The following is a 25525-nucleotide window of genomic DNA, read 5'->3' as shown; positions in this document are numbered from 1 at the left end:
CCCCAGTCGACCGCCGTCTGGCACCCAACTGCGTCATGATCGTGACGACATATAATTCCCTCATGCCGATACTTTCCCTCTCTCGCCCTTTGCCCCAACATCAGTTGCTGCTACGCCTGTTCTGGATGCGTTGCATTGCGACGTTGGCGCAAGCTTTGCTGGTTGCCGGCGCCTATCTGGGCATGGAGCTCAGCTTGCCGCTGACCCCCTTGTGTGCGGTCCTGATGCTGATGCTGGCGTTCAATGGCCTGACGTGGTGGCGCATGCGTCTGGTGTATCCGGTGCGCGAGCCGGAGCTGTTCTTTCAGCTTTTTGTCGATATCAGCGGCTTGTCGGCGTTGCTGTATTTCACCGGCGGTGCGACCAATCCCTTCGTGTCTTTTTACCTACCGGCGCTGGCAGTCGGTGCGGCAATCCTCGCACCACGCTACGCGTTCGTGCTGGCGCTCTATTCCTTTGCTTGTTATTCGGGACTGACTTATCTGTATCAGCCGCTGCATATTCACGACCATGATCAGGCCATGGCCTATCACCTGGCCGGCATGTGGGTCAATTTTCTGGTCTCGGCGGCATTGATTACGTGGTTTGTGACGCGCATGTCGGCGACCGTGCGCGCCCGTGATGCACAGCTCGCGCAGGCACGTGAACAGCAATTGCAAGACGAGCGTATCGTCGCCCTTGGCACGCAAGCTGCCAGTGCGGCCCACGAAATGAGTACACCTTTGGCGACAGTTGCCGTGATTGCCGGCGAGTTGCGTATCGAAGCCGGACGCAACGGCGCGCTCACGATGTATCGCGACGATCTGGCGATCGTGGAAGAGCAGATCGCCGCTTGCAAGATCGCGCTCGACCGCATGGGTATGGATTTACAGGTGCAGGGGGGGCACGCAGATAGTGCAACGCCGGTGCGCTTGACGGATTGGTTGCGGCATTTTGTTGATACCTGGCGTTTGCGTCATCCTGCTATATCGATTCGCCTCTCGCTGCCTGCCGAAGCGGTGCCGGTCAGCAACCAGCAATTGATCGGACAGATTCTGTCGACGTTGTTGGACAACGCCGCGCAGGCGGTCAACGAAGGCGGCAAGATCGACATGGCATTGAGCATGCAGCGCAATGAGGCTATGATTCGCGTCGTCGACGATGGGTCGGGCATTGCGCCCAATCTGCTCAAACGTCTTGGCTACGAACCGGTACGCAGCAATACCGGCGGCAAGGGCATCGGTCTGATGCTGGCTTTTGCCACGGCGCGGCAATTCGATGCAAAACTGACCTTGGCTTCGGACGGGAGACGCGGCGTCTGCGCGACCTTGACGGTCCCCTTGTAAGACAATAGAACTGCTCCACAGAAGAAAGAAAAATTACAATGAGCGCAGCTTTTCTGATCCTTGATGATAACGACGTCTTCGCCTCCACGTTGGCGCGTTCGCTATCGCGCAGAGGATTTTCTGCGACCGTCGCCCATAGCGGGGAAGAGGCGATGAAGGCCGCCGCCGATACCGATTTCGCCTACGCCACGATCGATTTGCAATTGCAACAGGACTCGGGCTTGCAATGGATTGCGCCATTGCGGCAGCAATTGCCTCACGCTCGCCTCTTGGTGCTGACCGGCTACGCAAGCATTGCTACGACCGTGCAGGCGATCAAGGCCGGTGCTGACAATTACCTCGCCAAACCAGCCAATCTGGACTCCATTCTTTCAGCGCTTGAACATAGCGCCAACAATACCGACAGCGAAGGGGCAGATAGCGTCGACGTCGCCGTACCGTTGTCGGTGGAACGTCTCGAATGGGAGCACATCCAGCGTGTGCTGGCCGAACATCAGGGCAACATCTCCTCGACAGCGCGTGCGCTCAACATGCATCGCCGCACTTTGCAGCGCAAGCTGGCCAAACGTCCGGTCGCAAAATAAGTCCCTCGAAGTTCGTCGCAGACACTACTGCGACAATCGGTCGCATTCCCAATCACCGCACTACGCACTAGGATGCCCCCTTTGTTTCTAGGGGGAAGTCAGGTGAAAAAGCTATTCGGTAAAGTCTTGCCGCCACGGCGCGCGGTCGTCATCGCCATCTTGAGTTTGTCGGGAACAGCCGGTAGCACCGCCGTGGCAGCCGGTGATGTTCTGGAGACCATTGAAGTACGCGAGACGCGAGACGAACCGAATGAAAAACTGCCGCTGGATCAAAGTGCATCGACCGCCAGCCGGCTAGGACTGAGCGTACGTGAAACGCCCGGCAGCATCAGCATCATCGATCGCAGCGCCATCGAAGCGCGCGGCGCCAGCGACACGCAACAGATCTTGCGAGGTATTCCCGGCGTCACGGCGTCCGCGCCGCCAGGCCAGGCGGGTTTCGTCTCTTATCGCGGTTTTTCTGCGTCGCAAATCACGCAGCTTTTTAACGGTATCACCGTCCAGTACGACTCCATCTCGGCTCGGCCGATCGATAGCTGGATTTACGATCGCGTCGAAGCAGTCGGTGGCGCATCCGGTTTCGTCAATGGCGCCGGATCGGTTGGTGGTGCGATCAACTACATCACCAAGCTCGCCAATCGCGACGGCAACACGGCACAGCTTTACGGCAGCTATGGTTCGAACAATTCATCAGTCGTCGCAGCAGGGATTAATCGCAAGATCGGTGGCGAGAATTCAGCCGATGATGGTGCTGGTGTGACCAACTACCTGCGCATCGACCTCAGCCGCAGCGGCAGCGACGGTTATGTCGATGGTGAGAAACGCCGCTCTCTGACCGGTGCTTTTTCGCTGTTGACTGACATCACGCCGCAGCTGTCGCATACGCTCGCCTATGAATACCAGCAGGAGCATGTTGATCGCCCATACTGGGGCACGCCGTTGCTCAATCCGACTACCGGCGTCGGGCGTATCGATCCGGCCACGCGCTTTAAAAATTACAATGCCAACGATGGCGTTTATGAACAAACCGTGGAATGGTTTCGCTCCATCGTTGACTATCGGCTGTCTGCCGACACGTCGATCAAGAATACCTTCTATCACTACAATGCCTTGCGCGACTATCGCAATGTTGAGGTGTATCGATACAACGCCACCAATACGCAGGTCGTGCGCAATTCAGCATTTCTGCAGCGGCACGATCAGGAGCTGACCGGTAATCGTCTGGAGTGGCAGCACCATGGCAAGCTGGGCGCGATGCAGTCTGATTGGGCCGGCGGCGTCGACTACAGCATCAATCGGATGAAACGGTTTCCGCGCACTGTGGCCGGACCGATCAGCTCGGTTGATCCCTACAATTTCAGCACGGAGAGCTTCTTTTCCATTCCAGGCATGACGCCGGATTTTGTTCCGGATCGCAGCAATCGCGTCACCACGCTGGCAGCCTTTCTTGAGAACCGCACCAGGCTGTTGCCTTCGCTGTCCTTGGTCACGGGGTTGCGCCACGATCAGATCAAGCTGGAAGTCGAAAACCTGCGCACGGCCAGCGCGACTGATCCTGCCTATTTCAGCAATACCTATCGCCCGACCACCGGCCGGGCAGGGCTGGTGTGGGACATCACGCCGAGCGCCAATGTATTCGTCCAGTACAGTACGGCGGCAGATCCACCGGCAGGTGTGTTGACGACGGCGAGTTTCAGCCAGGTACGAGATTTCAATCTGACTACCGGCGATCAGGTCGAAGCCGGCAGCAAGTTCGATTTTTGGGACGGCCGCGGCAACGCGACTATTTCCGCCTACGCAATCAAGCGCAAGAATCTGGCGGTCACCGATTCCACCAACCCCAACAATACGGTGCCGGCAGGCCAACAGTCTTCGCGCGGGCTGGAGTTTGCGTTCGGTGTGCGGCCGGTAAAGAATGTGCGCCTGCAGGGCAATTTTTCGCTGGTCAAGGCGCAGTACGATGACTTTACCGAAAACGTCGGCGGCGTAGCCGTGTCGCGCGCCGGCAAGCGACCCACCAATACACCGATGCGCGTCGCCAACCTGTGGCTGGACTACGCCTTCATGCCAGGCTGGAACGCAGGCCTCGATGCGCGCGCAGTATCGTCGGTCTATGGCAATACGGCAAATACGCTGAGTGCGCCGGGCTACGCCATCTTTGGCGCCAGCCTGAGTTACAAGATCCAAAGCGTCGCGACTGTCACTGCGCGCGTCAAAAATCTGACGGACAAAGTGTATGCCGACAACGTCACCTCGGCGCCGATGTTCTACCTTGGCGCACCGCGTACGTTTGAAATCGCCGTGCTGGCGAATTTCTAAGCAGCACGGCCATGAAACGTGGAATTTTTCTCATCCATCGATGGCTCGGGATTGTCGTCTGTCTGGTCATGCTGTTGTGGTTCGTCAGCGGCGTGGTGATGATGTATGTCGGCTATCCCAAGCTGACATCGGCAGAGCGATTGGCACGCTTGCCGGATCTCGATAGTCGCCGCTGCTGCATCGCCGTGGATGAGGCTGCTCGTGCGCTGCCTCAAGGTATCCAGCCGTCGTCCATTGTGCTGACCAGTGCGGGCGAACAAGCACAGTATCAATTTCGCAGCGGTAAAAAAATCTTTGCCGTCGATGCGATCAGCGGAGCGCTGATAAAAGGTGTTTCGAGCAACGACGCCATATCGGCGGCACAGGTATTCATGCCGCAGGCAACGCCGCGTTATGTCGATTTGATTGATGAGGATACCTGGACACACACACGTGGCCTTGATATGCATCGGCCCTTGCATCGTGTGCAGATGAATGATCCCGAGCGGACGCTGCTTTATATATCCGGCGCGACAGGCGAAGTCGTGCGCAAGGCAACGCAGACCGAGCGTTTCTGGAATTACGCCGGCGCCTGGTTGCACTGGCTATACGCTTTTCGCGGCGGTCCCTTGGAAGGCGCGTGGAATGGCATCGTGGTCTACCTGTCGCTGGCCGGCGTGTTGGTCGCCATCAGCGGCAGCGTGATCGGCATCTGGCGCTGGCGATTCCGCGGCCGGTTTCGATCTGGAGCGAAGACGCCTTATCGTGAACCTGTCATGCGTTGGCATCATCTGGTCGGTTTGGGATTTGCCGGTGTGACGTTGACCTGGGTGTTCAGTGGCTTGATGTCGATGAATCCCTGGAATATTTTCAGCGGCGCCGCGCCGGCAATGAATCAGCAGGCTTACGCAGGTGCAAAGTTGACGCCGGTGACCTGGCCGCTTGGCGGTCGCGATGCCTTGCGTTTGTTGCCGTCCGATTTGCATGTCAAAGAGTTGCGCTGGCATCTGCTTGACGGCAAGCCGTATCTGATCGCCGTCGACGGCGCGGGGGCAACGCGCATGATCGATGCTAAGGCGCAGAGGGTTAGCGATGTGGCGCCGCCAGCAGATATATTGAGTGCCGCCGCCAGGCTGATCGACGCACCGATTGCGGACGTGCAATTGTTGCAACAAGAGGATGCCTACTACTACAGCCGTGAGGCACACACCATGATGGGCGGCATGTCGCATTCCTTGCCGGTATTGCGCATCCGGTATGCTGATGCGGCGCAAACCTGGGTGCATATAGATCCGGCTACCGGCGTCGTGCTTGGCAAGCTGGATCAGCGGCAACGTGTCAAACGCTGGTTGTTCGCCTTTTTGCACAGTTGGGATTTGCCGGTATTGCTGTCGAGCCGCCCCTGGTGGGATGCCGCGTTGATTTTACTGAGCCTGGGCGGACTGGCGTTGAGCGGCACCGGCGTAGTGATAGGGGTACGCCGGTTGCGTCGCTGAAGGGCTGCGTCGGCGTACCAATGATCACCGCAGGCCGGCGGCGGGGCGATGGCGTAAAATAGCGGCCATCATGTATATCGATTCCCATTGCCATATCAATTTTCCCGAACTCGTAGCGCGTCTTCCCGATATCCTCGGCAAGATGGCTGAGAACCGCGTCAGCCATGCGTTGTGCGTATCGGTGAACCTGCCTGAATTTCCGCAAGTGCTCGCGCTGGCGGAGCAGCATCCACATATCTACGCTTCGGTCGGGGTGCATCCCGACTATGAAGACACGCCGGAGCCGACTGTCGAGCAACTGGTCGAGCTGGCCGACAATCCGCGCATTGTCGCCATCGGTGAAACCGGGCTCGACTATTTCCGCCTGCAAGGTGATCTCGAATGGCAGCGCGAACGTTTCCGCACGCATATCCGTGCTTCGCGCATCACCGGCAAGCCGCTGATCATCCACACCCGCTCAGCCTCGGAAGACACAATCCGTATCCTGCGCGAAGAGGGGGCAAGTCCTGAAGCCGGTGGCGTTGCCGGCGTCATGCATTGCTTCACGGAGTCGCAGGAAGTCGCTGATGCAGCCATTGAGCTTGGGTTTTATATTTCCTTCTCCGGCATCGTCACGTTCAAAAGCGCCAAGGCGTTGCAAGAGGTCGCACGTACGATACCGCTGGAGCGCATGCTGATCGAAACCGATTCGCCTTATCTGGCGCCGGTACCGCACCGCGGTAAAACCAACGAGCCCGGGCTTGTGCGTCACGTCGCAGAATTCATCGCCGACTTGCGCGGTATTTCGCTGGAAGAAGTGGCGCGTCACACCACGGAAAATTTCTTCACCTTGTTCAAGATAGCCAAATAAGGGTTGCGGCATGCTGAATCAGATCGAGCAGTTTGTTAAACGTTTTGTCGGGGTTGCTTCGCTGGCAGTAGTCACATTGGCGTCGCCTTTTGCGCAGGCCGGCTCTTACGAGGATTACATCACTGCGGTCAAAATGGATGCGCCGCGCGAGCTGCAGGAGCTGATCAAGCGCGGTCTTGGCCCCAATGTGGTTGAGCCGCAGCGCGGCTATTCAGCGCTGACCCTGTCCATCCGCGAAGATTCGATGAAAGCTTTCGACGTGTTATTCAACACGCCGGGCGTCGATCTTGAAGTGAAAGCGAAGAATGGTGATACGGCCTTGATGGTTGCCGCGTTTTACGGCAATCAGCGCGTGGTGAAACTGTTGCTCGACAAGGAAGTGGAAGTCAATCGCCCCGGCTGGGCTGCCTTGCACTATGCGGCCATCAACGGCAATCCGAACATCATCAAGCAACTGCTGGACGCGTCCGCTTATATCGATGCGGAATCCCCCGACGACAAGATGACGCCGATCATGCTGGCCGCTGTGCGCGGCCGGACTGCCGCCGTCAGGTTGCTCAAGGAAGAGGGCGCAGATATCACGCTGAAAAACGTAGATGGCATGACTGCTCTTGATCTGGCGCGTCATTTCGATCAAAAGGACGTGGTTGAAGAACTGACCGGTCAGCACACGCCGTGGTCGCAGCAGCGTCCCGGACAGTAGCTCGTATCTGCATCCCTATACCTCCTGTAGTTATAAAAAAATCCCGGCCACGTCAGACGTGAACCGGGATTTTTCTTTGTTGCAGGTACTGATCAGCGACGCGGAATCAGAATCTGCGGGCCGACATCCTTGATGTCCTTGGTGCCGGTCAGCGCCATGCTGACATCCAGTTCTTTTTGCAGGATCTGCAGCATCTTGGTTACGCCTTCGCCACCCATGGCGCCGAGGCTATACAGGAAGGCGCGGCCGATCATTGTGCCTTTGGCACCCAGTGCGGTTGCCTTCAGGATGTCCTGACCAGTGCGGATGCCGCCGTCGAACCAAACTTCAATCTGGTCGCCGACTGCTTCGGCAATTGCCGGCAGCGCTTCGATTGACGACATCGCACCATCCAGCTGGCGGCCGCCGTGGTTGCTGACGACCAACGCATCGGCACCGGTTTGTGCCGCCAGCTTGGCGTCTTCGACGTCGAGGATACCCTTGAGGATCAGCTTGCCGCCCCATTGTTCTTTAATCCACGCGACGTCGTCCCAGTTCAGCGTCGGATCGAACTGGCTTGCCGTCCATTGGCTGAGTGTCTGGATGCCGCTGCCGCCACCGGTGATGTGGCCCGCCAGATTGCCGAAGGTCTTGCGGCCGGTCAGCGCACGCAAGGCCCAGCCCGGTTTGCTCGCCAGATCCATGAGCGTGTCCAGCGTCAGCTTCGGTGGCACCGACATGCCGTTTTTCAGATCCTTGTGGCGTTGCCCGAGGATCTGCAAATCCAGCGTCAGCACGAGCGCAGAGCACTTTGCTGCCTTGGCGCGATCAATCATCGACTTTACGAAGCCGCGGTCGCGCATCACATACAACTGGAACCAGAACGGCTTGGTGGTGACGCTGGCGACGTCTTCAATCGAGCATATGCTCATGGTCGACAGTGTGAAAGGGATGCCGAATTTTTCTGCCGCGATCGCGCCCAGCATTTCGCCGTTTGCCCACTGCATGCCTGTCAGTCCGGTCGGAGCAATCGCCACCGGCATGGTGACGTCATGGCCGATCATGGTGGTGCGGGTGGAGCGTTCGTCGACGTTGATGGCAACGCGCTGGCGCAGCTTCAGCGCAGCCAGGTCGTCGGTATTGGCGCGATAGGTGCTCTCAGTATAGGAGCCGCTGTCGGCGTAGTCGTAAAACGCTTTAGGTACCCGTTTTTTTGCCAGAACGCGCAAATCTTCGACACAGGTGATGACGGGCATGTTTATTCTCCGAAAAATAGAATCCGTAAATAGGGATACGTGTTTGCTGAATTTTGACCGTATCGTAGAACAAACAGGCCGCTCATGGGGTGAATCCCTTTGGCGGCAAAGATGAAAAGTTTCGCTGAATTAAATGTCTGCACGACCGTGGACGACATTGTCGCCAAAATGGCCATTTAAATGGCCAAGACGGGCCGTCTGCTTACAAAAGCAGCTCGGCGGCCTTGATGCCGCTTTGCACGGCAGCCTCCAGCGTCGCGGGATAGTCGCCTGCGACATAGTCGCCGGCCAGCGCCAAGCCAGGCGGCATGGCGCTATTGTCGGGGCGTAACAAGCCGGGTGTGCAGGAAAACGTTGCGCGTTTTTCTGAGATGACCTTGCTCCAGAGCGGCGTTTTCAGTAGCGGATTTTGCAACTGTTGTGCCAGTTGATTGGTAATACCTTCGGTGAGTGCCGCATGTCCCTGTGCGATGGCGTCGCCGGCGGCGCTGACCACGACGGCGAGCAGGCCCGCACTGTCGGCGTCATCAACACTGAGCTGGCCGCGATCAAAGACGAATTGCCCCCACGCCGCTTGTTGCGGGTCATCCACCAAAGCGTAGAACGCCTGATCGAGACGTACTTGCGGCGGGTATTGCAAATAGCACGTTGTGATCGGTTCGTAATCCAGCGCACGTAGCGAAGCGGTATCGCAGATTCCCTCCAGCAAATCGGCGGCGACTTCCGGGCCGGTAGCGATGACGACGCCGTCGAAGGAGGCCGGATCGTCGATTTGCTTGAAACGGATTTGCCAGCGCACCGACGGGGATCCGGTTTGAGAGAGGGCGTGCGGAGAGATCGATTCCACCGCACGCCCGCATACGATATCGCCGCCGCATTGCTCGATAAACGTGGCTGCTTGTTGCGGAAACAACGCCGTCAGGTCGGTACGCGGAATCAGCATGTCGGACGCAGCGCGACGCGCACCCAGACTGTCGCGCAGTACGTTCAGGAAGACCTGGGCAGAGGCGCGCTGCGGTGGCGTGTTGAGTGCCGCAATACAGAGCGGCGTCCACATAAGGCGCGTCAGGCGCTCGGTTTGTTCGTAGCGCTCCAGCAATTCTGCGACGCTGCAATCGTCGTACAGCTGCCAGCCCATCCAGCGCGCAGTGGTGGAAAAACGCGCCAGCGCCATTTTGTCTTCGCGTGTCAGCCCTTTGGCTTTGACCAGCGCGACCAGCACATGCAAAGGGGCTGGCAAGCGTGGCGCGATGAAATCCATGCCGTCGGTGTGTGCCGGATAACGCATCTGCAGCGGCAGGCGCAGCAAGGCTTTTCCGGCATCGATGCCGACAGTTTTCATCAGTTGCAGCGTGGCGCGGTAGGCGCCGAGGAGGATGTGTTGGCCGTTGTCCAGCGTGCGGCCGTCGATTTCTACACGCCGGGCGCGGCCACCGAGGACGCGGCTGGATTCGAACAGGCTGACGCGTCGTCCGGCCTGAGCCAGTTTGACTGCCGCAGCGCAGCCGGCCCAGCCGCCGCCGATGACGGCGATGTGATCGGTACTTTTATTGTCAGGGGATGTTCCCATTCTTGATCCGGTCCGGTAATTCCTGCTGCGGTACTTCTTCCCAGGCGGTCACTTTGTCGGCTGAGGACACGTAGAGCCGCAGATACGTGTCGAGCGACAATTGCTTGTCCGAAGTGAAGGTCAGCGTTTTCTGGCTGCCGCCTTCATCCATGGCCGGCAGGCGGTATTCATAAATATGCCGCACGATGGTGTCCGGCAAAATACGTTTGCCAGGATCCACTACGTAGACATAAAACTCTTTTTTACCCCAGCGATTCAACGTGTTGTTGAATGCGGGATTGAGAACCATACTGGCAATGAAGGCAAGGCCGGCAAACAGCGATACTGCGTAAATTCGTTTCATTTTCTCGTCGGTCAAATCCGGAAAGCGAATTGACGTTCTGAGCGGGCTAAAGTTCAGCTGCACCGGCAGCTGTTACAAGTCTGTTTCTATATTGTGTTTCTGTGGCTTGCTTCAGCCGCGTATATAAGTCTTCCACGCCAGCCACAGTTTGCGTATCGGCGTGAGCGAGATGCGTTGATTCAAGACGTGGAAACCATCGTGCTCAATCTCGTTGAGCAAGGTGCGATAAATCGCCGCCATCATCAAACCCGGGCGCTGGGCGCGGCGGTCTTCTTTCGGCAACAGGGCAAAGGCTTCGTCGTAAACGCGCTGGGCGCGTTCCACCTGGAAGCGCATCAGCTTCTCGAAGTTTTCGCTGTGGCGGGCATTGAGAATGTCGGCGGCGGTGACGTTGAATTGCTGCAATTCGTTGACCGGCAAGTAGATACGACCCTTGCGCCCGTCTTCGCCGACGTCGCGGATGATGTTGGTCAGTTGAAACGCAAGTCCGAGTTTTTCCGCGAATAGCAGCGTACCGCCTTGCGTGACGCCGAAGATGCTCGCCGACAAAATGCCCACCACGCTGGCGACATGCCAGCAATAGCGTTGCAGGCCGGGGAAGTCGAGGTAACGGGTCTGATCCAGATCCATCTCCATGCCATCGATGATCGCCTGCAGGTGCTCGCCTTTAAGGCCGTAAGGCGCTACATGCGGCTGCAGGGCAAGGGTGACCGGATGGCTGGGATTTCCATTGAGCATTGCAGCAATTTCCTTGCGCCACCACATCAGTTTGGTGCGCGCCACACCGGTGTCTTCTATTTCATCAACGGTATCGTCCACTTCGCGGCAGAAGGCGTACAGTGCAGTAATGGCACGTCGGCGCTCAGGTGGCAGGAACAAAAAGCTGTAGTAAAAGCTGGAGCCGCTCTGGGCAGCTTTTTGCTGGCAATATTCGTCAGGAGACATGAAGTGGGATAGCAATGAAAGCGGGCGCAATGCGCGAAGCCGCTATGCTAGCCGACTAGGGGGCGAAGGGCAATCTGCTTTGTACGCGGCATTCTCGCAAAGCCTCGAAAATAGAGGGGAAAAGTCTCGATATATATTGTTGCAGCAGTAGACTTTGTACATTAAGCTGAGGGCAACGAGACATGATTGGCGGCAATGGCTTGATCGCTGGCGGGCAGTCGGATCCTGTTGGTAAAAATGCAAAAAAACGTGGGTCAAGGCAGCAGGGATGGCGACAGCACGGCAGGATAAGAGAATATAAGAAAAGAAGCTGGATCGGCGCATGCGCTTCTGATGGAAGCCATTCCCGGATGCGGCAGGGGTAAGCAGCTCATATCAAAGCGAGGAGACTAATTCTTCATGAACAGACTGGAAGCTTTCAGAAGCATTGCAGCGCAGGCCGGTCGCGGCGAACTGGTATTTCCTACCAACGTCAATGCATCGATCAAACTGCAGCAAGCGCTTAACGATCCGAATTGTCACCTGGAAGCGGCTGCCAAGCTTGTGATGGCAGAACCGCTGCTGTCGGCACGTACCGTGGCGATCGCCAATTCGGCCGCATACAACCGCTCCGGTGGTGAAATCAACAACGTCCGTACGGCGGTCATGCGTCTCGGTTTCAAAACCCTGAACGCGATTACGACAGCCGTTATCGTGCGCCAGCTGGGCCGCAACATCTCCGACCCGGAAATGCGCGTCAAGGCGGCGCAACTGTGGGAGCACACGGCCAACGTCGCTGCGATCGCCCAGGTGATTGCGTTGAAGATGACGCGGCTGGATCCGGAAACTGCCATGTTTGCCGGTATCGTCCACGAAGTCGGCGGGTTTTACCTGTTGTCGCGCACGGATGAGTTCCCCGGCCTGCTCGATGGCAATTCCGAAGACTGGGCAGAATACGGTGAAAAAATGATCGGTCGCGCCGTGCTGAAAAAGCTCGGCATTCCCGAAGCTGTGGTTGCCGCCGTGGAGTCCTTGTGGCATGGCATCCGGGTGTTGCCGCCGGAAACGCTGGGAGACGTGCTGTTGCTGGCGAAAGAGTTGTCGCCGGTGCCTTCGCCGTTCCAGAAGAGTCTGCTGGAAGCTGGCCGTGGCCCGGACACCATCGTCGACGAATTCATCGGTGATGATTCCTTGCGGGACATGCTGGAAGATTCTGCCGACGAAATCCGTTCACTGACCCAGGCTTTGCTGATTTGATTCCCTGAGTCGGGTGAGCGCCTGCGGTAATAAAAAAGCAGCCATCATCATCAAGGCTGCTTTTTTATTTACCGTCGATTGAACCTCAGGCAGTGCGCATCAGGCGCATTTTGAAGTTGCGGCCCTTGATGTTGCCTTCGCTCAGGCGCGCGTAGGCTTTTTCAGCAATGCGGTAGTCCAGCGCCACATAGGTTGAAAACTCGAACACGTTGATCTTGCCGACCTGTTCCTTGGTCAGGCCGACATCACCTGTCAGCGCGCCGAGCAAATCGCCCGGACGCAGCTTGTCCTTCTTGCCGCCTTGAATGCACAGGGTGCGCATCGGTGCCCGCAATACCTTGTCTTCATTGGTATCCAGCGCATTGAGGTCGAACCATTGCACCGGCGCTTTCTGATATTCCTCAATCAGCTTTACCCAGCGTTTTTCGGTCGGGATACACAGATTCAGTGCCAGACCTTTGTCCTGTCCGCGGCCGGTGCGGCCGATACGGTGGATGTGGACTTCCGTGTCGCGGGTGACGTCGACGTTGATCACTGCGCTCAGGTTGGCAATGTCGAGTCCGCGTGCTGCCACATCGGTCGCAACCAGCACTGAGCAGCTTTGGTTGGCGAACTGCACCAGGATTTCATCGCGTTCGCGCTGCTCCAGATCGCCGTACAGGGCTAATGCGCTGAATCCTTGTGCGCGTAATTCTTCAGCCAACTCGCGGCAATGGATTTTGGTATTGCAGAAGGCCAGGGTCGATATCGGCTGATAGTGTTGCAGCAGGCGTGCAACCGCAAAATTGCGCTGCTCGGCCGAGACTTCAAAAAAGCGCTGTTCGATTTTTTCGCCATCGTGCTGGGCTTCAACCTTGATCTCCACCGGGTCGTGCAGGAACCGTGCACTGGCCTTGCGGATGTCGTCAGGATAGGTTGCTGAAAACAGCAAAGTCTGGCGACGCGAAGGACAGGCGCTGACGATGCCTTCGATGTCTTCGTAGAATCCCATGTCTACCATGCGGTCGGCTTCGTCCAGCACCAGCGTCTGAACGGCTTTGAGGTTGATGGTGTCGCGGCCGATGTGATCACGGATACGACCGGGCGTACCGACGACGATATGGCAGCCATGTTCCAGCGATGCAATTTGTGGGCGCATGGCAGTGCCACCGCACAAGGTCAGGATCTTGATGTTTTCGGTAAAGCGCGCGAGGCGGCGCAATTCATTCGATACTTGATCCGCCAGTTCACGCGTCGGGCAAATGACCAGGCCCTGAATCGCAAAATACGATGGATTGAGCCGATGCAGCATGGCGATGCCGAATGCCGCAGTCTTGCCGCTACCGGTCTTGGCTTGCGCAATCAGATCGCGTCCTTCCAGCGCCGCAGGCAGACTTTCAGCCTGGATCGTCGTCATCTCGCGATAGCCGAGCGCGTCCAGGTTGGCGAGCATGGCCGGCATAAGCGCCAGATTTGAAAAAGGAAAGGAGGGCGAGGGTGTCGTGTTCACCATGATTGGACCTGAGCGCTAACGGAAGTGAGGGAAGTCTAACAGAGCGGCATCAGGAGCGGCCTTCAGTCATATCGGAGGCGGCAGGCGATGAATCCGCCATAAGAACGAACAGAAGCTAAAACAAAAGGGCCTGCACAATGTGCAAGCCCTTATCGTATTTGGTTGCGGGGGCAGGATTTGAACCTACGACCTTCGGGTTATGAGCCCGACGAGCTGCCAGACTGCTCCACCCCGCGTCTGAGGAGCCGAAGTCTACAGAGGATCAATTTGAATAGCAAGCGCTCATTTCCATTCTTTCTCATTCTCTTGTAAATATATTTGCTGGAGGCGATAGACTTGCAAGGCGCGGGGCGCATACACTGCGCGGTTCCGCCGCGGTGCGAGCAATTGAGTAGATTAAGAATCAAGAATCAAGAAGAGGGAGTGTCAAATGACTTACGAAGAATATCTGGATGAAGTGACCACGCTGATTGCCGAGCTGTATGACGTCAATGATGCCGATGCGATCAAGATGGTGGTGAAGGCGCAGTCTGAGGAATTTTTCGTCAAGCACGATGATTTCGAAGCGATGCGTACGCAAGAGCGCGCATTGCTGGATGCTAAAACGATTTATAAGCAAAGCAAAAGAAAGACGCCAAAACGCTGAATTGCCTGAGATGAAAATCGACGTTGACGCAAGGTCGCTAACATTCAGTTGCAAATCACGAGAACCATTGTGAATTTCTGATCTCTACTAATACATGCCCGTCGCAAAGCCTTTGTGGAAGCGGTGTCCGGCGATGTCTGACAGACATCGCGCCATTTCTTCCCGGCGATGGATTTATTGAAAAATGTAGAAGGAGATTTACACATGAAGACACGTCAACTCGTTATTACAGCCGCACTGCTCGCCATGACCGGCGGCGCCATGGCACAACAAAGCACGACAGATGTGCCTGCATCGCCCGGCATGGTTGCGCCTGCTTCGACGGCTAACGGGGTATCCAGCGACCCGTTTGTGCAGAAGCGTCAATCGGACGCTGACGCCAAGGCCGACTACAAGGCGCAGAAGAAGGCTGTAAATCAGCAAGCGAAGGCTGACAAGAAGGCCGCAAAGAAGGAGCTAAAGGCAGAAAAGAAGGAGTCGACTGCCGAGCGTAATGCGCAGCTGGCGCAGCCTCAGCCCAAGAGCGATCTCAACAAGGGTCAGTAATTCAAGGTCTGTAATCTCGCTGCATCAGATCAGGTCGATGACGAAAAAGCCTCTTCAATGAAGAGGCTTTTTTTCGTCTTATTGTCGTCCGGCTGTCGCTTTGATGAGTGTCGTCACATGACAATGGTACGCCACAGAATCGCGCACCAGTCTGTCTTTCCCAACTTCGGCCTGTGTCGGAACACATCACCGTCCGCTTGTTCCAGGCGCTCCAGAATACGCAAGCCGCCTTGTACAACCATCTTTAACTCCCAACCTATTCGTCCCGGCAAGCGACGCGCCAACGGCGCCGCAGCCAGCATCATGGCGCGCGCACGATTGATTTCAAACTGCATCAGCGCACGCCACGCCTGGTTGTTGGTCGCTCCTGCGATATCTTGTTCGCTGACGCTAAAGCGTTGCAGATCTTCCCTTGGAAGATAGATGCGTTCTTTTTCCCAATCGATAGCAACGTCCTGCCAAAAATTAATCAACTGCAATGATGAGCAGATGGCGTCCGAGTCGCGCACGTTCTCTGGCGTTGCTGCTTGGTAGAGGTGCAGCATCAGCAAACCAACAGGGTTGGCGGACCGGCGGCAATAATCGAGCAAGCTATCGAAGTCTTGATAACGCTTGGTCACGACATCTTGCTTGAAGGCCGACAGCAAGTCGCGAAAAGGAGTCAAGGGAAGTCGGTACTGATGAATAACATCTGCCAATGTCTGAAACATCGGATCGGCAAGTGCTGTCCCGGCTTCGATCTTGTCGAGTTGCTTTTCATACGCGGCCAGCGCGGCGAGTCGTTGCGCCGGTTCGGCGTCACCTTCATCGGCAATATCGTCGGCACTGCGCGCAAAAGCATAAATGGCTTTGACAGCGGGACGCAGGTGCGCCGGCAGAAGGATTGAAGCGACGGGAAAATTTTCGTAATGGTCAACAGCCATGTAAACGGATATCCAGTGAAAATAGGTGAGGGCAGGCGTGGTGACGTATTTCAGTGCCGCGCGCAGCATGCGTCGCAGCCTGCTTTTTCTGTCCCGAATAGTAATGGAAAAATTTGTTTGGGCCGATTTCTGAGGAGTATTCGTACGCTAGCTGCATTTGTCCTGACTTTGCATGGGGGGCTGGCGGCGATAAAAGCGGTCGCAGGATACGGGAGATAGGTGCGTAAAAATTGCATCAGGGTTCTATAAAAACGCAGACAGTTCGCCAAGCTTGCAGTAGAATAGCGGGCTGCAATAAAAATGCTACCTCATTGACAGGGCTTGGTTTTCCGGCAAATACGCTGAAAAGTCTCAACGCAGTCCGGTCGGTGATGCACCTTTCAGCGAGGGTGGCGAAATTGGTAGACGCACCAGGTTTAGGTCCTGACGCCAGCAATGGTGTAGGGGTTCGAGTCCCCTCCCTCGCACCAACATTCCCTTTGTTATTGATGTTGTTATATTAGCCCGGCAAGAATGTGCTGACTTCGGTCGCATCTTGTTCCGGGCGTTTTCATTTTCGGTCTTTCCATTTTGTGTTGAGGTTTGCATGCGCTACCAACATTACAAGGGCGGTATTTACGAATATCTCTACGACGCGACGCTGGAGTCGGATCTGACGCCGATGGTTGTTTATCGTGCCGCCAATGGCACGGTCTGGATTCGTCCGAAAGAGGTATTCCACGAAATCATCGAAGTCGACGGCAAGCGTATGCCGCGTTTTGCACCGATGGACGAGGCCGGTTGATTCTCACAAATTCGACAATTCTTCGATGAGGCCGACGTGTCGCATCTGTTAATGTCATACCTTCGTTGACTTCTTCTTCAGGCAGGAACCCTATGCGTAAAGTATTGAAACTGGCCATGCTCATGACCGTGTCTTTGGTATCACTGTCCGCGACCTTGCCCGTGACGGCGCAAGAACTCGGCGACGTCAGCACAGCTTTCCGCTGGCTGGGAAAAAATGACCGCATCGCCGTTGAGGCTTACGACGATCCAAAGGTCATCGGGGTCACTTGTTACGTCTCGCGCGCGCGCACTGGCGGCGTGAAGGGCACAGTCGGTCTGGCCGAAGACAAGGCGGAAGCTTCCATCGCCTGCCGTCAGGTTGCGGCGACGGTGACGTTCAAGGGCACCGTGCCTCAGCAGGAAGATGTTTTCTCCGAGCGGATGTCCATCCTGTTCAAGCGTTTGCACATCGTGCGGCTCGTCGATGTCAAGCGCAACACATTGGTATATTTGACGTATTCCGACAAGCTGATCGACGGTAGTCCGATGAATGCGATTACCGCGGTTCCTGTCGCTGCGTCCACTCCTATTCCGGTGAAATAAGCAATGAAAAAAGCAATGAAAACTATCAGAGCACTCGCAGCAGAACTGCAGTCTGGGCAGACGACCAGCGTCAAACTGGTGGAGCAGGCTTTGGATCGCATTGCCTCGTATCGCGGGCAGGGCGGCGTGGCTTACATTAGTGTCGACACCGATCGGGCATTGGCTGCGGCGCGCGCCAGCGATGCCGCGCGTGCTGCCGGTAACGTGCCTTCGTTGTTGGCCGGTTTGCCGGTCTCGATCAAGGATTTGTTTGACGTGCAAGGTGAAGTGACTTCTGCCGGTTCGAAAGCACTCGCCAACGCGCAGGCCGCGAAAAATGATGCGCCTGCTGTGGCGCGCCTGCGGCATGCGGGTGCCATTTTGCTCGGCCGCACCAACATGAGCGAGTTTGCGTTCTCCGGTCTCGGCCTGAATCCGCATTACGGTACGCCTCGCAATCCTTTGGACGCGGAGCGCGTCAGTGGCGGTTCGACTTCCGGCGGCGCTGTGACGGTAGCGCTGGACATGGCTGTAGCGGCTCTGGGTACGGATACCGGCGGCTCGATCCGTATTCCTTCTGCGTTTTGCGGATTAACCGGTTTCAAGCCAACTGCGCGTCGTGTGAGTCTGCTGGGGGCGGTGCCGTTGTCGACCACGTTGGACTCTGCCGGACCCTTGTCGCGCAGCGTGGATTGTTGCGCCATCGTCGATGCCATCTTGTCCGGCGAAAATCTTGAAACGGATGCGGTGCCCTTGGCGGGCTTGCGATTCGGTGTAACCGATGATTTTGTCGCCGATGGCATGGACGCTACTGTGCGCGCTGCTTTTGATGCGGCGTTGTCGCGTTTGCAAAGCGCAGGTGCGTTGATTCAGCGCTTTTCATTTCCTGAATTGAAGGAGTTGCCGCAGATTAATGCCGGCGGTGGGTTCAGTGCAGCAGAGTCGTGGGCATGGCATCGCAAGCTGCTGGAAAGCTCTGCAGATCAGTACGATCAGCGTGTGGCGGTGCGCATCCGTCGTGGCGCTCAACAGACTGCGGCTGATTATCTTGATCTTCTTGAGGCGCGTCGGCGCCTCATTGCGCAGGCCGCGCGCCGCTTGTCGGTATTCGATGCATGGCTGATGCCGACCGTCCCTGTGGTGCCGCCGTTGGTGCAAGCTTTGCAAGACAGTGATGAAACCTTCTTTGCAACCAACGGCCTAGTATTACGCAATCCAAGCGTGATCAATTTCCTGGATGGCTGCGCGTTGAACTTGCCTTGCCCGTCTGAAGACGGATTGCCCGTCGGCATCAGCATTTGCGGCCGGCATGGCGACGACGCACGTGTGCTGGCAATCGGCCGCGCGGTGGAGGCAGTTTTGTCCGTCAAGCAGGGCTGACGGACAAGGCTCGCAGGCGGCGCCGGTACAAGGTTTGCGGACCGCGCCGGGCGTTTTTATTAACAGAACCGGGGCGTTTTGGCGCAACGGCATCTTTTCCGTATAAAATAGCGGACTTTAGCGCGGCCGGGCAGGGCAAAAGGCATGGTTTTCATGCTTGTTCTTTCCGGGCCGCACCACGGAATTTATTAATTTTTGGACGATTCACATGGCAACTGCAGTCGAAACTCTGAGCAAACTTGAGCGCCGTATCACCCTGACATTCCCACTGGCCGACGTGCAGGCTGAAGTTGAAAAACGCCTGAAAGTGCGCGCTCGCACTGCCAAGGCGCCAGGCTTCCGCCCAGGCAAAGTGCCAATGAAGATGGTTGCCGCTCAGTTCGGCTATCAAGTCGAAACCGAAGTGCTGAACGATAAAGTCGGTCGCGCATTCAACGACATCGCCGTCGAAAACAACCTGCGTGTTGCCGGTTATCCAAAGATCGAACCAAAGACCAGCGAAGGCGTGGCTGAAGGTTCGTTGGCATTCGACGCAACATTCGAAGTCTACCCAGAAGTCGCGATCGGCGATTTGTCCTCGGCTGAAGTCGAGAAGACGACATCGGCTGTTTCCGATACTGAAATCGACAAGACACTGGACATCCTCCGCAAGCAACGCGTGCACTACCACGTCAAGGGCGAGCAAGGTGCGCACGGCGACGGCGGTGAGCCAGTTGCACAAAACGGCGATCGCGCGACGGTCGACTTCGTCGGCAAGATCGACGGCGTTGAATTCCAAGGCGGCAAGGCTGATGCATTCCCGTTCGTGCTGGGCGAAGGCCGTATGTTGCCTGAGTTCGAAGCAGCGACAATCGGTTTGAAGGTTGGCGAATCCAAGGTTTTCCCGCTGGCATTCCCAGCTGACTACCACGGCAAGGACGTGGCAGGCAAAACTGCAGAATTCACCATCACCCTGAAGAAGCTGGAATGGGCGCACCTGCCGGAAGTCGATGCAGAATTTGCCAAGTCGCTGGGTATCGAAGACGGCGACCTGACCAAGATGCGCGAAGACATCAAGCGCAATCTGGAACGTGAAGTCAGCGCTCGCACCAAGGCAAAGACCAAAGACAGCGTCATGGACGCCCTGATCAAGGTCAGCGAACTGGAAGTGCCGAAGGCATTGGTTGAACAAGACATCGAGCGTTTGGTTGAAATGGCGCATCAGGACATGGCGCAACGCGGCATGGATCCTAAGGGCATGCAACTGCCGCGCGAACTGTTTGCTGCACAAGCAGAACGTCGCGTCCGTCTGGGTCTGATCTTGGCTGAAGTCGTCAAGACCAACAAGCTGGAAGCCACTGAAGAACAAGTCAAGGCGCAAGTCGAAGACTTCGCACAAAGCTACGAAGACCCGCAACAGGTCCTGAAGTACTACTTCAGCGATCGTCGCCGTCTGGCTGAAGTCGAAGCTCTTGTTTTGGAAGAAAACGTCGTCAATTACGTGTTGGGTAAATCCAAAGTCTCCGAGAAATCGGTCGCGTTCGACGCGTTGATGGGCAATCAGCCGCAAGCGTAATTCGACCTTCTCGGGTAACATCAGAGAAGACTACTACGCATAAGGAAATGCACATGACAGGTTTCATCAAGCAGTCTGCACTGGATACAGAGATGCTCGGCATGGTCCCAATGGTGATCGAGCAGAGCGGTCGCGGCGAGCGTGCGTATGATATTTATTCGCGTTTGCTGAAAGAGCGCATCATTTTCCTGGTTGGTCCGGTCAATGATGCGACCGCCAACCTGGTGGTGGCGCAATTGCTGTTCCTGGAAAGCGAAAATCCAGACAAGGATATTTCGCTGTACATCAACTCCCCGGGCGGCTCGGTTTCTGCCGGTATGGCGATTTTCGATACGATGCAATTCATCAAGCCGGACGTCTCCACGCTGTGTACTGGTCTGGCTGCCTCGATGGGTGCTTTCCTGTTGGCTGCTGGCGCCAAGGGCAAGCGTTTCTCGCTGCCGAACTCGCGCATCATGATTCACCAGCCTTTGGGCGGCGCGCAAGGTCAGGCATCGGACATCGAGATCCAGGCGCGCGAAATTCTGTATCTGCGTGAGCGCCTGAATGCCATCCTGGCTGAGAAGACCGGTCGTACGATCGATCAAATCGGCAAGGATACCGATCGAGACAACTTCATGTCGGCTGCAGCTGCTGCTGAGTATGGTCTGATCGATCAGGTATTGGAAAAGCGCGCATAACAAGTAACAGGCAAGCAGTGTTGAGCGGGCGGTCTCCGTGGCCTCTTACGTAGCTTGGTTATTGTGTTTTCAGCAAATGCCCGAACTTCGGTTCGGGCATTTTCTTTTTGCACTGCATCAACGCAAATACTGTAAAAAACGGTCAATATCGCCTGTCAATGCCTCGATTAAGGCCTGATTTCCATCGTATTGCTTTTTTTGTTTGCGATCCCATATGGAGTAGGCTAGAACCTGTTTTTACTGGCGCGCAAATATGGCGATTCCGTGACGAATCATGAAATCGCAGGTATGATCAAGCCGAACTCTATTCACATTTGCCCTATATGTCCGAGAAAAAATCTTCCAGTGGCGAAAAGCTGCTTTATTGCTCGTTTTGCGGCAAAAGTCAGCATGAAGTCAAAAAACTGATCGCAGGTCCGTCGGTTTTCATTTGCGACGAATGTATCGATCTTTGCAATGACATCATTCGCGACGAAGCTTCCAGCGTTGAGTCGGTTGCCGGTGCCAAATCGGATCTGCCGACGCCGCAAGAAATTTCCGAATTGCTTGATCAGTACGTGATCGGTCAGCAGACTGCCAAGCGCATTCTGTCGGTGGCCGTGTACAACCACTACAAGCGTCTGAAGCATCTCGGCAAGAAGGACGATGTCGAACTCGCCAAGAGCAACATCCTGCTGGTCGGTCCAACCGGTTCCGGCAAGACCTTGCTGGCTCAGACACTCGCGCGCATGCTGAACGTGCCGTTCGTGATCGCCGACGCGACCACACTGACTGAAGCCGGCTATGTCGGTGAAGACGTCGAGAACATCATTCAGAAGCTGCTGCAGAACTGCAATTACGAAGTCGAAAAGGCCCAGAAAGGTATCGTCTATATCGACGAAATCGACAAGATCTCGCGTAAGTCGGACAATCCGTCGATCACTCGTGACGTCTCCGGCGAAGGCGTGCAACAGGCCTTGCTGAAGCTGATCGAAGGTACGATGGCGTCGGTGCCGCCACAAGGCGGCCGCAAGCATCCTAACCAGGACTTCGTGCAGATCGACACCACCAACATCATGTTCATCTGCGGTGGCGCATTTGACGGTTTGACGAAAATTATTTCCGAGCGCTCGGAAAAGAGCGGTATCGGTTTCGGCGCCAGCGTCAAGAGTCAGACTCAGAAGACCGCCAGCGAAGTGCTGTTGCACGCTGAGCCGGACGATCTGGTCAAGTTCGGCCTGATTCCCGAACTGGTCGGCCGTCTGCCTGTGATCGCAGCGCTGAACGAATTGAATGAAGAAGCACTGATCCAGATCTTGCTGGAGCCGAAGAATGCGCTAATCAAGCAATATTCCAAGCTGCTGCAAATGGAAGGCGCCGAGCTGGAGATTCGTCCTGCCGCTCTGCAAGCTATCGCAAAGAAGGCGCTGGCACGCAAGACCGGTGCGCGCGGTCTGCGCTCCATCCTTGAACATGCACTGCTGGACGTGATGTACGAGCTGCCAAGCCAGCAAAACGTCGCCAAGGTAGTCATCGATGAAAACACCATCACCAACGGCGCCAAGCCTTTGTTGATCTATCACGAACAGCCCAAGGTTTCGGGCGGCTGATCATAGGCGGAAACCATCCGGGAGCAAAAAATACCGGATGGAATCCGTTTGAACTAAAAGCGGTACAATAAACCGCGAACATCACTTCGGCTTCCATCGTAAAGCCACCCGAGGGCGACTTCGTGTGTGGCTTTTTTTGTTTGTGAAATTGTTGTTATTTTTGTCACTTGTTGTAGCTTGTTTTGACACTTTATTAACCGCAGTTTTTACCTTGCCAAGTGCATTACGCCAAAAAGTTGTCGTGTTTTTATTCAGTTTGGGCTTGTGTTTTAGCAGCTCGCGCCAACATCACTAACAGTAACTTTTGATAAGGCTCGCCATGACGACTTCTACTCTCACAGAACAAACGCAATTGCCTCTGTTGCCGTTGCGGGATGTTGTTGTCTTCCCGCATATGGTGATCCCTTTATTCGTCGGTCGTCCAAAGTCGATCAAGGCTTTGGAAGCCGCAATGGAGCAGGGCAAGAGCATCATGCTTGCCGCCCAGAAAGCCGCCGCCAAGGATGAGCCATCGGCAGACGATATCTATGAAATCGGCTGCGTCGCCAATATCCTGCAAATGCTGAAATTGCCTGACGGCACTGTCAAAGTGCTGGTTGAAGGCGCACAACGCGCGCGCATCCATCACATCAGCGAACTGGATACCCATTTCGTTGCCGATTTGACACCGGTTGAATCTGAGCTGGGCGACGAAGCTGAAGTTGAGGCCATGCGCCGCACCATCGTTCAGCAGTTCGATCAGTACGTCAAACTGAACAAAAAAATTCCCCCAGAGATCCTGAGCTCGCTGGCAGGTATCGACGATGCCGGCCGCCTGGCTGACACCATCGCTGCCCACTTGCCGCTCAAGCTCGAGCAAAAACAAGTCATTCTGGAAATCTTCAACGTCGCTAAGCGTCATGAGCATCTGCTCGGCCAACTCGAAGGCGAACTGGACATCCTGCAGGTTGAAAAGCGCATCCGTGGCCGCGTCAAGCGCCAGATGGAAAAGTCGCAGCGCGAGTACTACTTGAACGAACAGGTCAAGGCCATCCAGAAGGAATTGGGCGAAGGCGAAGACGGCGCCGATCTGGAAGAGCTGGAGAAGAAGATTCTCTCCGCCAAGATGCCGAAGGAAGCGCTGGAAAAGGCTCAGTCCGAACTGAAGAAGCTCAAATTGATGTCGCCAATGTCCGCTGAAGCGACGGTCGTGCGCAACTACATCGACACATTGGTCGGTTTGCCTTGGAAGAAAAAATCCAAGGTCAATAACGATCTGCCGAATGCTGAAAAAGTCCTTGAAGGCGACCATTACGGCCTCGACAAGGTCAAAGAACGCATTCTGGAATACCTCGCTGTGCAACAACGCGTCGACAAGCTGAAAGCGCCGATTCTGTGCTTCGTTGGTCCTCCAGGTGTGGGTAAGACTTCGCTGGGCCAGTCGATCGCCCGTGCGACGAACCGCAAGTTCGTCCGTATGGCCTTGGGAGGTGTGCGCGACGAGGCTGAGATTCGTGGTCACCGTCGTACTTACATCGGCTCCATGCCCGGCAAGATTCTGCAGAGCCTGGCCAAGGTTGGTGTGCGTAATCCGCTGTTCCTGCTTGATGAGATCGACAAGCTCGGTATGGACTTCCGCGGCGATCCATCGTCCGCGTTGCTGGAAGTGCTGGATCCGGAACAGAACCACACATTCTCGGATCACTATATCGAAGTCGACTTCGATTTGTCGGACGTGATGTTTGTGGCGACGTCGAACTCTTTCAACATTCCGCCGGCGCTGCTGGATCGGATGGAAGTGATTCGCCTGTCGGGTTATACCGAAGACGAAAAGACCAGCATCGCACAACGTTATTTGCTGCCGAAACAGATCAAGAACAACGGTCTGAAAGAAGGCGAAATCAGCGTGGCTGAATCGGCGATCCGCGACATCATTCGCTACTACACCCGCGAAGCCGGCGTACGTTCGCTGGAACGCGAAGTGTCCAAGATCTGCCGCAAAGTCGTGAAGATGCTGCTGTTGAAGAAACAGGAAAAGAAGGTCACTGTCACCTCGCGCAATCTGGATAAATTCCTTGGCGTGCGTCGTTTCGATTTCGGCATCGCCGAAAAAGAAAATCAGGTCGGCCAGGTCGTTGGTTTGGCATGGACAGAAGTGGGCGGCGATCTGCTGACCATCGAAGCCGTGACAATGCCAGGCAAGGGCGGCGTGATTCGCACTGGTACCTTGGGCGATGTGATGAAGGAATCGATCGAAGCAGCACGCACGGTTGTGCGTAGCCGCGCGGACAAGCTCGGCATCAAGAGCGATGTGTTCGAAAAACGTGATATCCATATTCACGTTCCGGAAGGTGCGACACCGAAGGACGGTCCTTCGGCAGGTATTGCGATGACGACTGCAATGGTGTCGGTCTTTACCGGTATTCCAGTGCGGGCAGACGTTGCAATGACTGGCGAGATCACTTTGCGCGGCGAAGTTTTGCCAATCGGTGGATTGAAGGAAAAACTGCTGGCAGCGCATCGCGGTGGCATCAAGACGGTTTTGATCCCTGAGCAAAACGTCAAGGATCTGACCGAGATTCCCGACAACGTAAAAAACAAGTTGGAAATCGTGCCGGTGCGTTGGATTGACAAGGTGCTGGAAATTGCTTTGGAGCGTCAGCCTACCCCTTTGGTTGAAGAAGAAGCGGTTGTCGCAGCGGTGACACCGAAAGAAGAATCGACAGATCCCAGCGTCGTGAAACATTGATGGAAGTCATGCCCGACAATTCCCTGGATTTGTCTGGCAAGATAAAAAAGCGCT

General features: G+C 56.0%; 22 protein-coding genes and 2 tRNA genes. 17 read left to right on the top strand and 7 right to left on the bottom strand.

All coding sequences use genetic code 11. The features are described from left to right. The first annotated feature begins 62 nt into the window (after nt 1–62). The 6 genes from PQR63_RS18050 (at nt 63) to PQR63_RS18025 (ending at nt 7256) form a co-directional block, all read left to right on the top strand. Nucleotides 63–1325: an ATP-binding protein gene (locus PQR63_RS18050; RefSeq protein ID WP_408169351.1), complete on the top strand. Its 1263-nt coding sequence runs from the start codon at nt 63–65 to the stop codon at nt 1323–1325. A 38-nt stretch (nt 1326–1363) separates the two neighbouring features. Then, on the top strand, nt 1364–1909 hold the full coding sequence (locus PQR63_RS18045) for a response regulator transcription factor (RefSeq protein WP_408169350.1): 546 nt from the start codon (nt 1364–1366) through the stop codon (nt 1907–1909). A gap of 72 nt (nt 1910–1981) precedes the next feature. After that, nucleotides 1982–4228 carry a TonB-dependent receptor gene (locus PQR63_RS18040; RefSeq protein WP_408169349.1) on the top strand — a complete coding sequence of 749 codons (2247 nt, stop codon included), beginning with the start codon at nt 1982–1984 and terminating at the stop codon, nt 4226–4228. A gap of 11 nt (nt 4229–4239) precedes the next feature. Next, nucleotides 4240–5703 carry a PepSY domain-containing protein gene (locus tag PQR63_RS18035; protein WP_408169348.1) on the top strand — a complete coding sequence of 488 codons (1464 nt, stop codon included), beginning with the start codon at nt 4240–4242 and terminating at the stop codon, nt 5701–5703. 70 nt (nt 5704–5773) lie between these two features. Next, nucleotides 5774–6553: a TatD family hydrolase gene (locus PQR63_RS18030; RefSeq protein WP_408169347.1), complete on the top strand. Its 780-nt coding sequence runs from the start codon at nt 5774–5776 to the stop codon at nt 6551–6553. 10 nt (nt 6554–6563) lie between these two features. Beyond that, the gene (locus tag PQR63_RS18025) at nt 6564–7256 is read left to right on the top strand and encodes an ankyrin repeat domain-containing protein (RefSeq protein ID WP_408169346.1); all 693 of its coding nucleotides are present in this window, start codon (nt 6564–6566) and stop codon (nt 7254–7256) included. 92 nt (nt 7257–7348) lie between these two features. Here PQR63_RS18025 and PQR63_RS18020 read toward each other — a convergent pair whose 3' ends face one another. From PQR63_RS18020 to hpnD, 4 genes are all read right to left on the bottom strand, one after another. After that, a complete protein-coding gene (locus PQR63_RS18020; RefSeq protein WP_408169345.1) occupies nt 7349–8491 on the bottom strand; it encodes an alpha-hydroxy acid oxidase in 1143 nt (380 codons plus the stop codon). Between the two features lie 202 nt (nt 8492–8693). Further along, on the bottom strand, nt 8694–10061 hold the full coding sequence (gene hpnE, locus PQR63_RS18015; RefSeq protein WP_408169344.1) for a hydroxysqualene dehydroxylase HpnE: 1368 nt from the start codon (nt 10059–10061) through the stop codon (nt 8694–8696). Then, entirely contained in the window at nt 10045–10467 is a 423-nt protein-coding gene (locus PQR63_RS18010) for a YxeA family protein (RefSeq protein WP_408169343.1), read from the bottom strand. Before PQR63_RS18010 ends, hpnE begins: the two co-directional genes overlap by 17 nt. Before the next feature lie 48 nt (nt 10468–10515). Continuing rightward, complete coding sequence (hpnD, locus tag PQR63_RS18005; protein ID WP_408169342.1) at nt 10516–11349, bottom strand: presqualene diphosphate synthase HpnD; 834 nt, start codon at nt 11347–11349, stop codon at nt 10516–10518. Nucleotides 11350–11748: 399 nt separating this feature from the next. Between hpnD and PQR63_RS18000 the strand changes: the two genes are divergently transcribed. Next, nucleotides 11749–12585, top strand: coding sequence for an HDOD domain-containing protein (locus PQR63_RS18000; protein ID WP_408169341.1), 837 nt, complete (start codon nt 11749–11751; stop codon nt 12583–12585). Nucleotides 12586–12670: 85 nt separating this feature from the next. Here the strand turns inward: PQR63_RS18000 and dbpA are convergent, their stop codons facing one another. After that, nucleotides 12671–14077, bottom strand: coding sequence for an ATP-dependent RNA helicase DbpA (gene dbpA, locus PQR63_RS17995; protein ID WP_408169340.1), 1407 nt, complete (start codon nt 14075–14077; stop codon nt 12671–12673). Nucleotides 14078–14236: 159 nt separating this feature from the next. Continuing rightward, nucleotides 14237–14313, bottom strand: a tRNA-Met gene (locus tag PQR63_RS17990). A 194-nt stretch (nt 14314–14507) separates the two neighbouring features. Here PQR63_RS17990 and PQR63_RS17985 point away from each other — a divergent pair. Continuing rightward, nucleotides 14508–14723: a hypothetical protein gene (locus tag PQR63_RS17985; protein WP_094563661.1), complete on the top strand. Its 216-nt coding sequence runs from the start codon at nt 14508–14510 to the stop codon at nt 14721–14723. Between the two features lie 204 nt (nt 14724–14927). Next, on the top strand, nt 14928–15269 hold the full coding sequence (locus tag PQR63_RS17980) for a hypothetical protein (RefSeq protein WP_408169339.1): 342 nt from the start codon (nt 14928–14930) through the stop codon (nt 15267–15269). Between the two features lie 113 nt (nt 15270–15382). Here the strand turns inward: PQR63_RS17980 and hpnC are convergent, their stop codons facing one another. Beyond that, on the bottom strand, nt 15383–16192 hold the full coding sequence (gene hpnC / locus PQR63_RS17975) for a squalene synthase HpnC (protein ID WP_408169459.1): 810 nt from the start codon (nt 16190–16192) through the stop codon (nt 15383–15385). A gap of 383 nt (nt 16193–16575) precedes the next feature. Here hpnC and PQR63_RS17970 point away from each other — a divergent pair. The 8 genes from PQR63_RS17970 to lon all read left to right on the top strand — a co-directional run bounded on the left by PQR63_RS17970 (nt 16576) and on the right by lon (nt 25471). Beyond that, a tRNA-Leu gene (locus PQR63_RS17970) sits at nt 16576–16662 on the top strand. Nucleotides 16663–16778: 116 nt separating this feature from the next. After that, nucleotides 16779–16976 (top strand): DUF1653 domain-containing protein, encoded by a 198-nt coding sequence (locus tag PQR63_RS17965; protein WP_408169338.1) that lies wholly within the window; start codon nt 16779–16781, stop codon nt 16974–16976. Nucleotides 16977–17098: 122 nt separating this feature from the next. Beyond that, the gene (locus PQR63_RS17960) at nt 17099–17560 is read left to right on the top strand and encodes a CreA family protein (protein WP_408169458.1); all 462 of its coding nucleotides are present in this window, start codon (nt 17099–17101) and stop codon (nt 17558–17560) included. Between the two features lie 15 nt (nt 17561–17575). Further along, nucleotides 17576–18919, top strand: coding sequence for an amidase (locus PQR63_RS17955; RefSeq protein WP_408169337.1), 1344 nt, complete (start codon nt 17576–17578; stop codon nt 18917–18919). A gap of 208 nt (nt 18920–19127) precedes the next feature. Next, entirely contained in the window at nt 19128–20474 is a 1347-nt protein-coding gene (gene tig / locus PQR63_RS17950; RefSeq protein ID WP_094563667.1) for a trigger factor, read from the top strand. Nucleotides 20475–20527: 53 nt separating this feature from the next. After that, nucleotides 20528–21154, top strand: a complete 627-nt coding sequence (gene clpP / locus PQR63_RS17945) for an ATP-dependent Clp endopeptidase proteolytic subunit ClpP (RefSeq protein ID WP_050476999.1) — start codon at nt 20528–20530, stop codon at nt 21152–21154. Nucleotides 21155–21477: 323 nt separating this feature from the next. Next, nucleotides 21478–22743 (top strand): ATP-dependent Clp protease ATP-binding subunit ClpX, encoded by a 1266-nt coding sequence (gene clpX / locus PQR63_RS17940; protein ID WP_050476998.1) that lies wholly within the window; start codon nt 21478–21480, stop codon nt 22741–22743. 319 nt (nt 22744–23062) lie between these two features. Next, the gene (gene lon, locus PQR63_RS17935; RefSeq protein WP_408169336.1) at nt 23063–25471 is read left to right on the top strand and encodes an endopeptidase La; all 2409 of its coding nucleotides are present in this window, start codon (nt 23063–23065) and stop codon (nt 25469–25471) included. The last annotated feature ends 54 nt before the right edge of the window (nt 25472–25525 follow it).

The organism is Herbaspirillum rhizosphaerae, from assembly GCF_046025915.1.
GTDB classification, from domain to species: Bacteria; Pseudomonadota; Gammaproteobacteria; order Burkholderiales; family Burkholderiaceae_D; genus Herbaspirillum; species Herbaspirillum rhizosphaerae_A.
This window is presented reverse-complemented; position numbering and strand designations above follow the sequence as displayed.

Excerpts from the sequence above, each read along its gene's own strand:
- PQR63_RS17985 (WP_094563661.1), top strand. The coding sequence starts at position 14,508 with ATGACTTACGAAGAATATCTGGATGAAGTGACCACGCTGATTGCCGAG.
- PQR63_RS17965 (WP_408169338.1), top strand. The coding sequence starts at position 16,779 with ATGCGCTACCAACATTACAAGGGCGGTATTTACGAATATCTCTACGAC.
- PQR63_RS17955 (WP_408169337.1), top strand. The coding sequence starts at position 17,576 with ATGAAAACTATCAGAGCACTCGCAGCAGAACTGCAGTCTGGGCAGACG.
- hpnC (WP_408169459.1), bottom strand. The coding sequence starts at position 16,192 with ATGGCTGTTGACCATTACGAAAATTTTCCCGTCGCTTCAATCCTTCTG.
- PQR63_RS18030 (WP_408169347.1), top strand. The coding sequence starts at position 5,774 with ATGTATATCGATTCCCATTGCCATATCAATTTTCCCGAACTCGTAGCG.
- clpP (WP_050476999.1), top strand. The coding sequence starts at position 20,528 with ATGACAGGTTTCATCAAGCAGTCTGCACTGGATACAGAGATGCTCGGC.
- PQR63_RS18025 (WP_408169346.1), top strand. The coding sequence starts at position 6,564 with ATGCTGAATCAGATCGAGCAGTTTGTTAAACGTTTTGTCGGGGTTGCT.
- tig (WP_094563667.1), top strand. The coding sequence starts at position 19,128 with ATGGCAACTGCAGTCGAAACTCTGAGCAAACTTGAGCGCCGTATCACC.
- PQR63_RS18050 (WP_408169351.1), top strand. The coding sequence starts at position 63 with ATGCCGATACTTTCCCTCTCTCGCCCTTTGCCCCAACATCAGTTGCTG.
- PQR63_RS18045 (WP_408169350.1), top strand. The coding sequence starts at position 1,364 with ATGAGCGCAGCTTTTCTGATCCTTGATGATAACGACGTCTTCGCCTCC.
- dbpA (WP_408169340.1), bottom strand. The coding sequence starts at position 14,077 with ATGGTGAACACGACACCCTCGCCCTCCTTTCCTTTTTCAAATCTGGCG.
- PQR63_RS18040 (WP_408169349.1), top strand. The coding sequence starts at position 1,982 with ATGCCCCCTTTGTTTCTAGGGGGAAGTCAGGTGAAAAAGCTATTCGGT.
- PQR63_RS17980 (WP_408169339.1), top strand. The coding sequence starts at position 14,928 with ATGAAGACACGTCAACTCGTTATTACAGCCGCACTGCTCGCCATGACC.
- hpnE (WP_408169344.1), bottom strand. The coding sequence starts at position 10,061 with ATGGGAACATCCCCTGACAATAAAAGTACCGATCACATCGCCGTCATC.
- PQR63_RS18000 (WP_408169341.1), top strand. The coding sequence starts at position 11,749 with ATGAACAGACTGGAAGCTTTCAGAAGCATTGCAGCGCAGGCCGGTCGC.
- hpnD (WP_408169342.1), bottom strand. The coding sequence starts at position 11,349 with ATGTCTCCTGACGAATATTGCCAGCAAAAAGCTGCCCAGAGCGGCTCC.
- PQR63_RS18035 (WP_408169348.1), top strand. The coding sequence starts at position 4,240 with ATGAAACGTGGAATTTTTCTCATCCATCGATGGCTCGGGATTGTCGTC.
- clpX (WP_050476998.1), top strand. The coding sequence starts at position 21,478 with ATGTCCGAGAAAAAATCTTCCAGTGGCGAAAAGCTGCTTTATTGCTCG.
- PQR63_RS18020 (WP_408169345.1), bottom strand. The coding sequence starts at position 8,491 with ATGCCCGTCATCACCTGTGTCGAAGATTTGCGCGTTCTGGCAAAAAAA.
- lon (WP_408169336.1), top strand. The coding sequence starts at position 23,063 with ATGACGACTTCTACTCTCACAGAACAAACGCAATTGCCTCTGTTGCCG.
- PQR63_RS17960 (WP_408169458.1), top strand. The coding sequence starts at position 17,099 with ATGACCGTGTCTTTGGTATCACTGTCCGCGACCTTGCCCGTGACGGCG.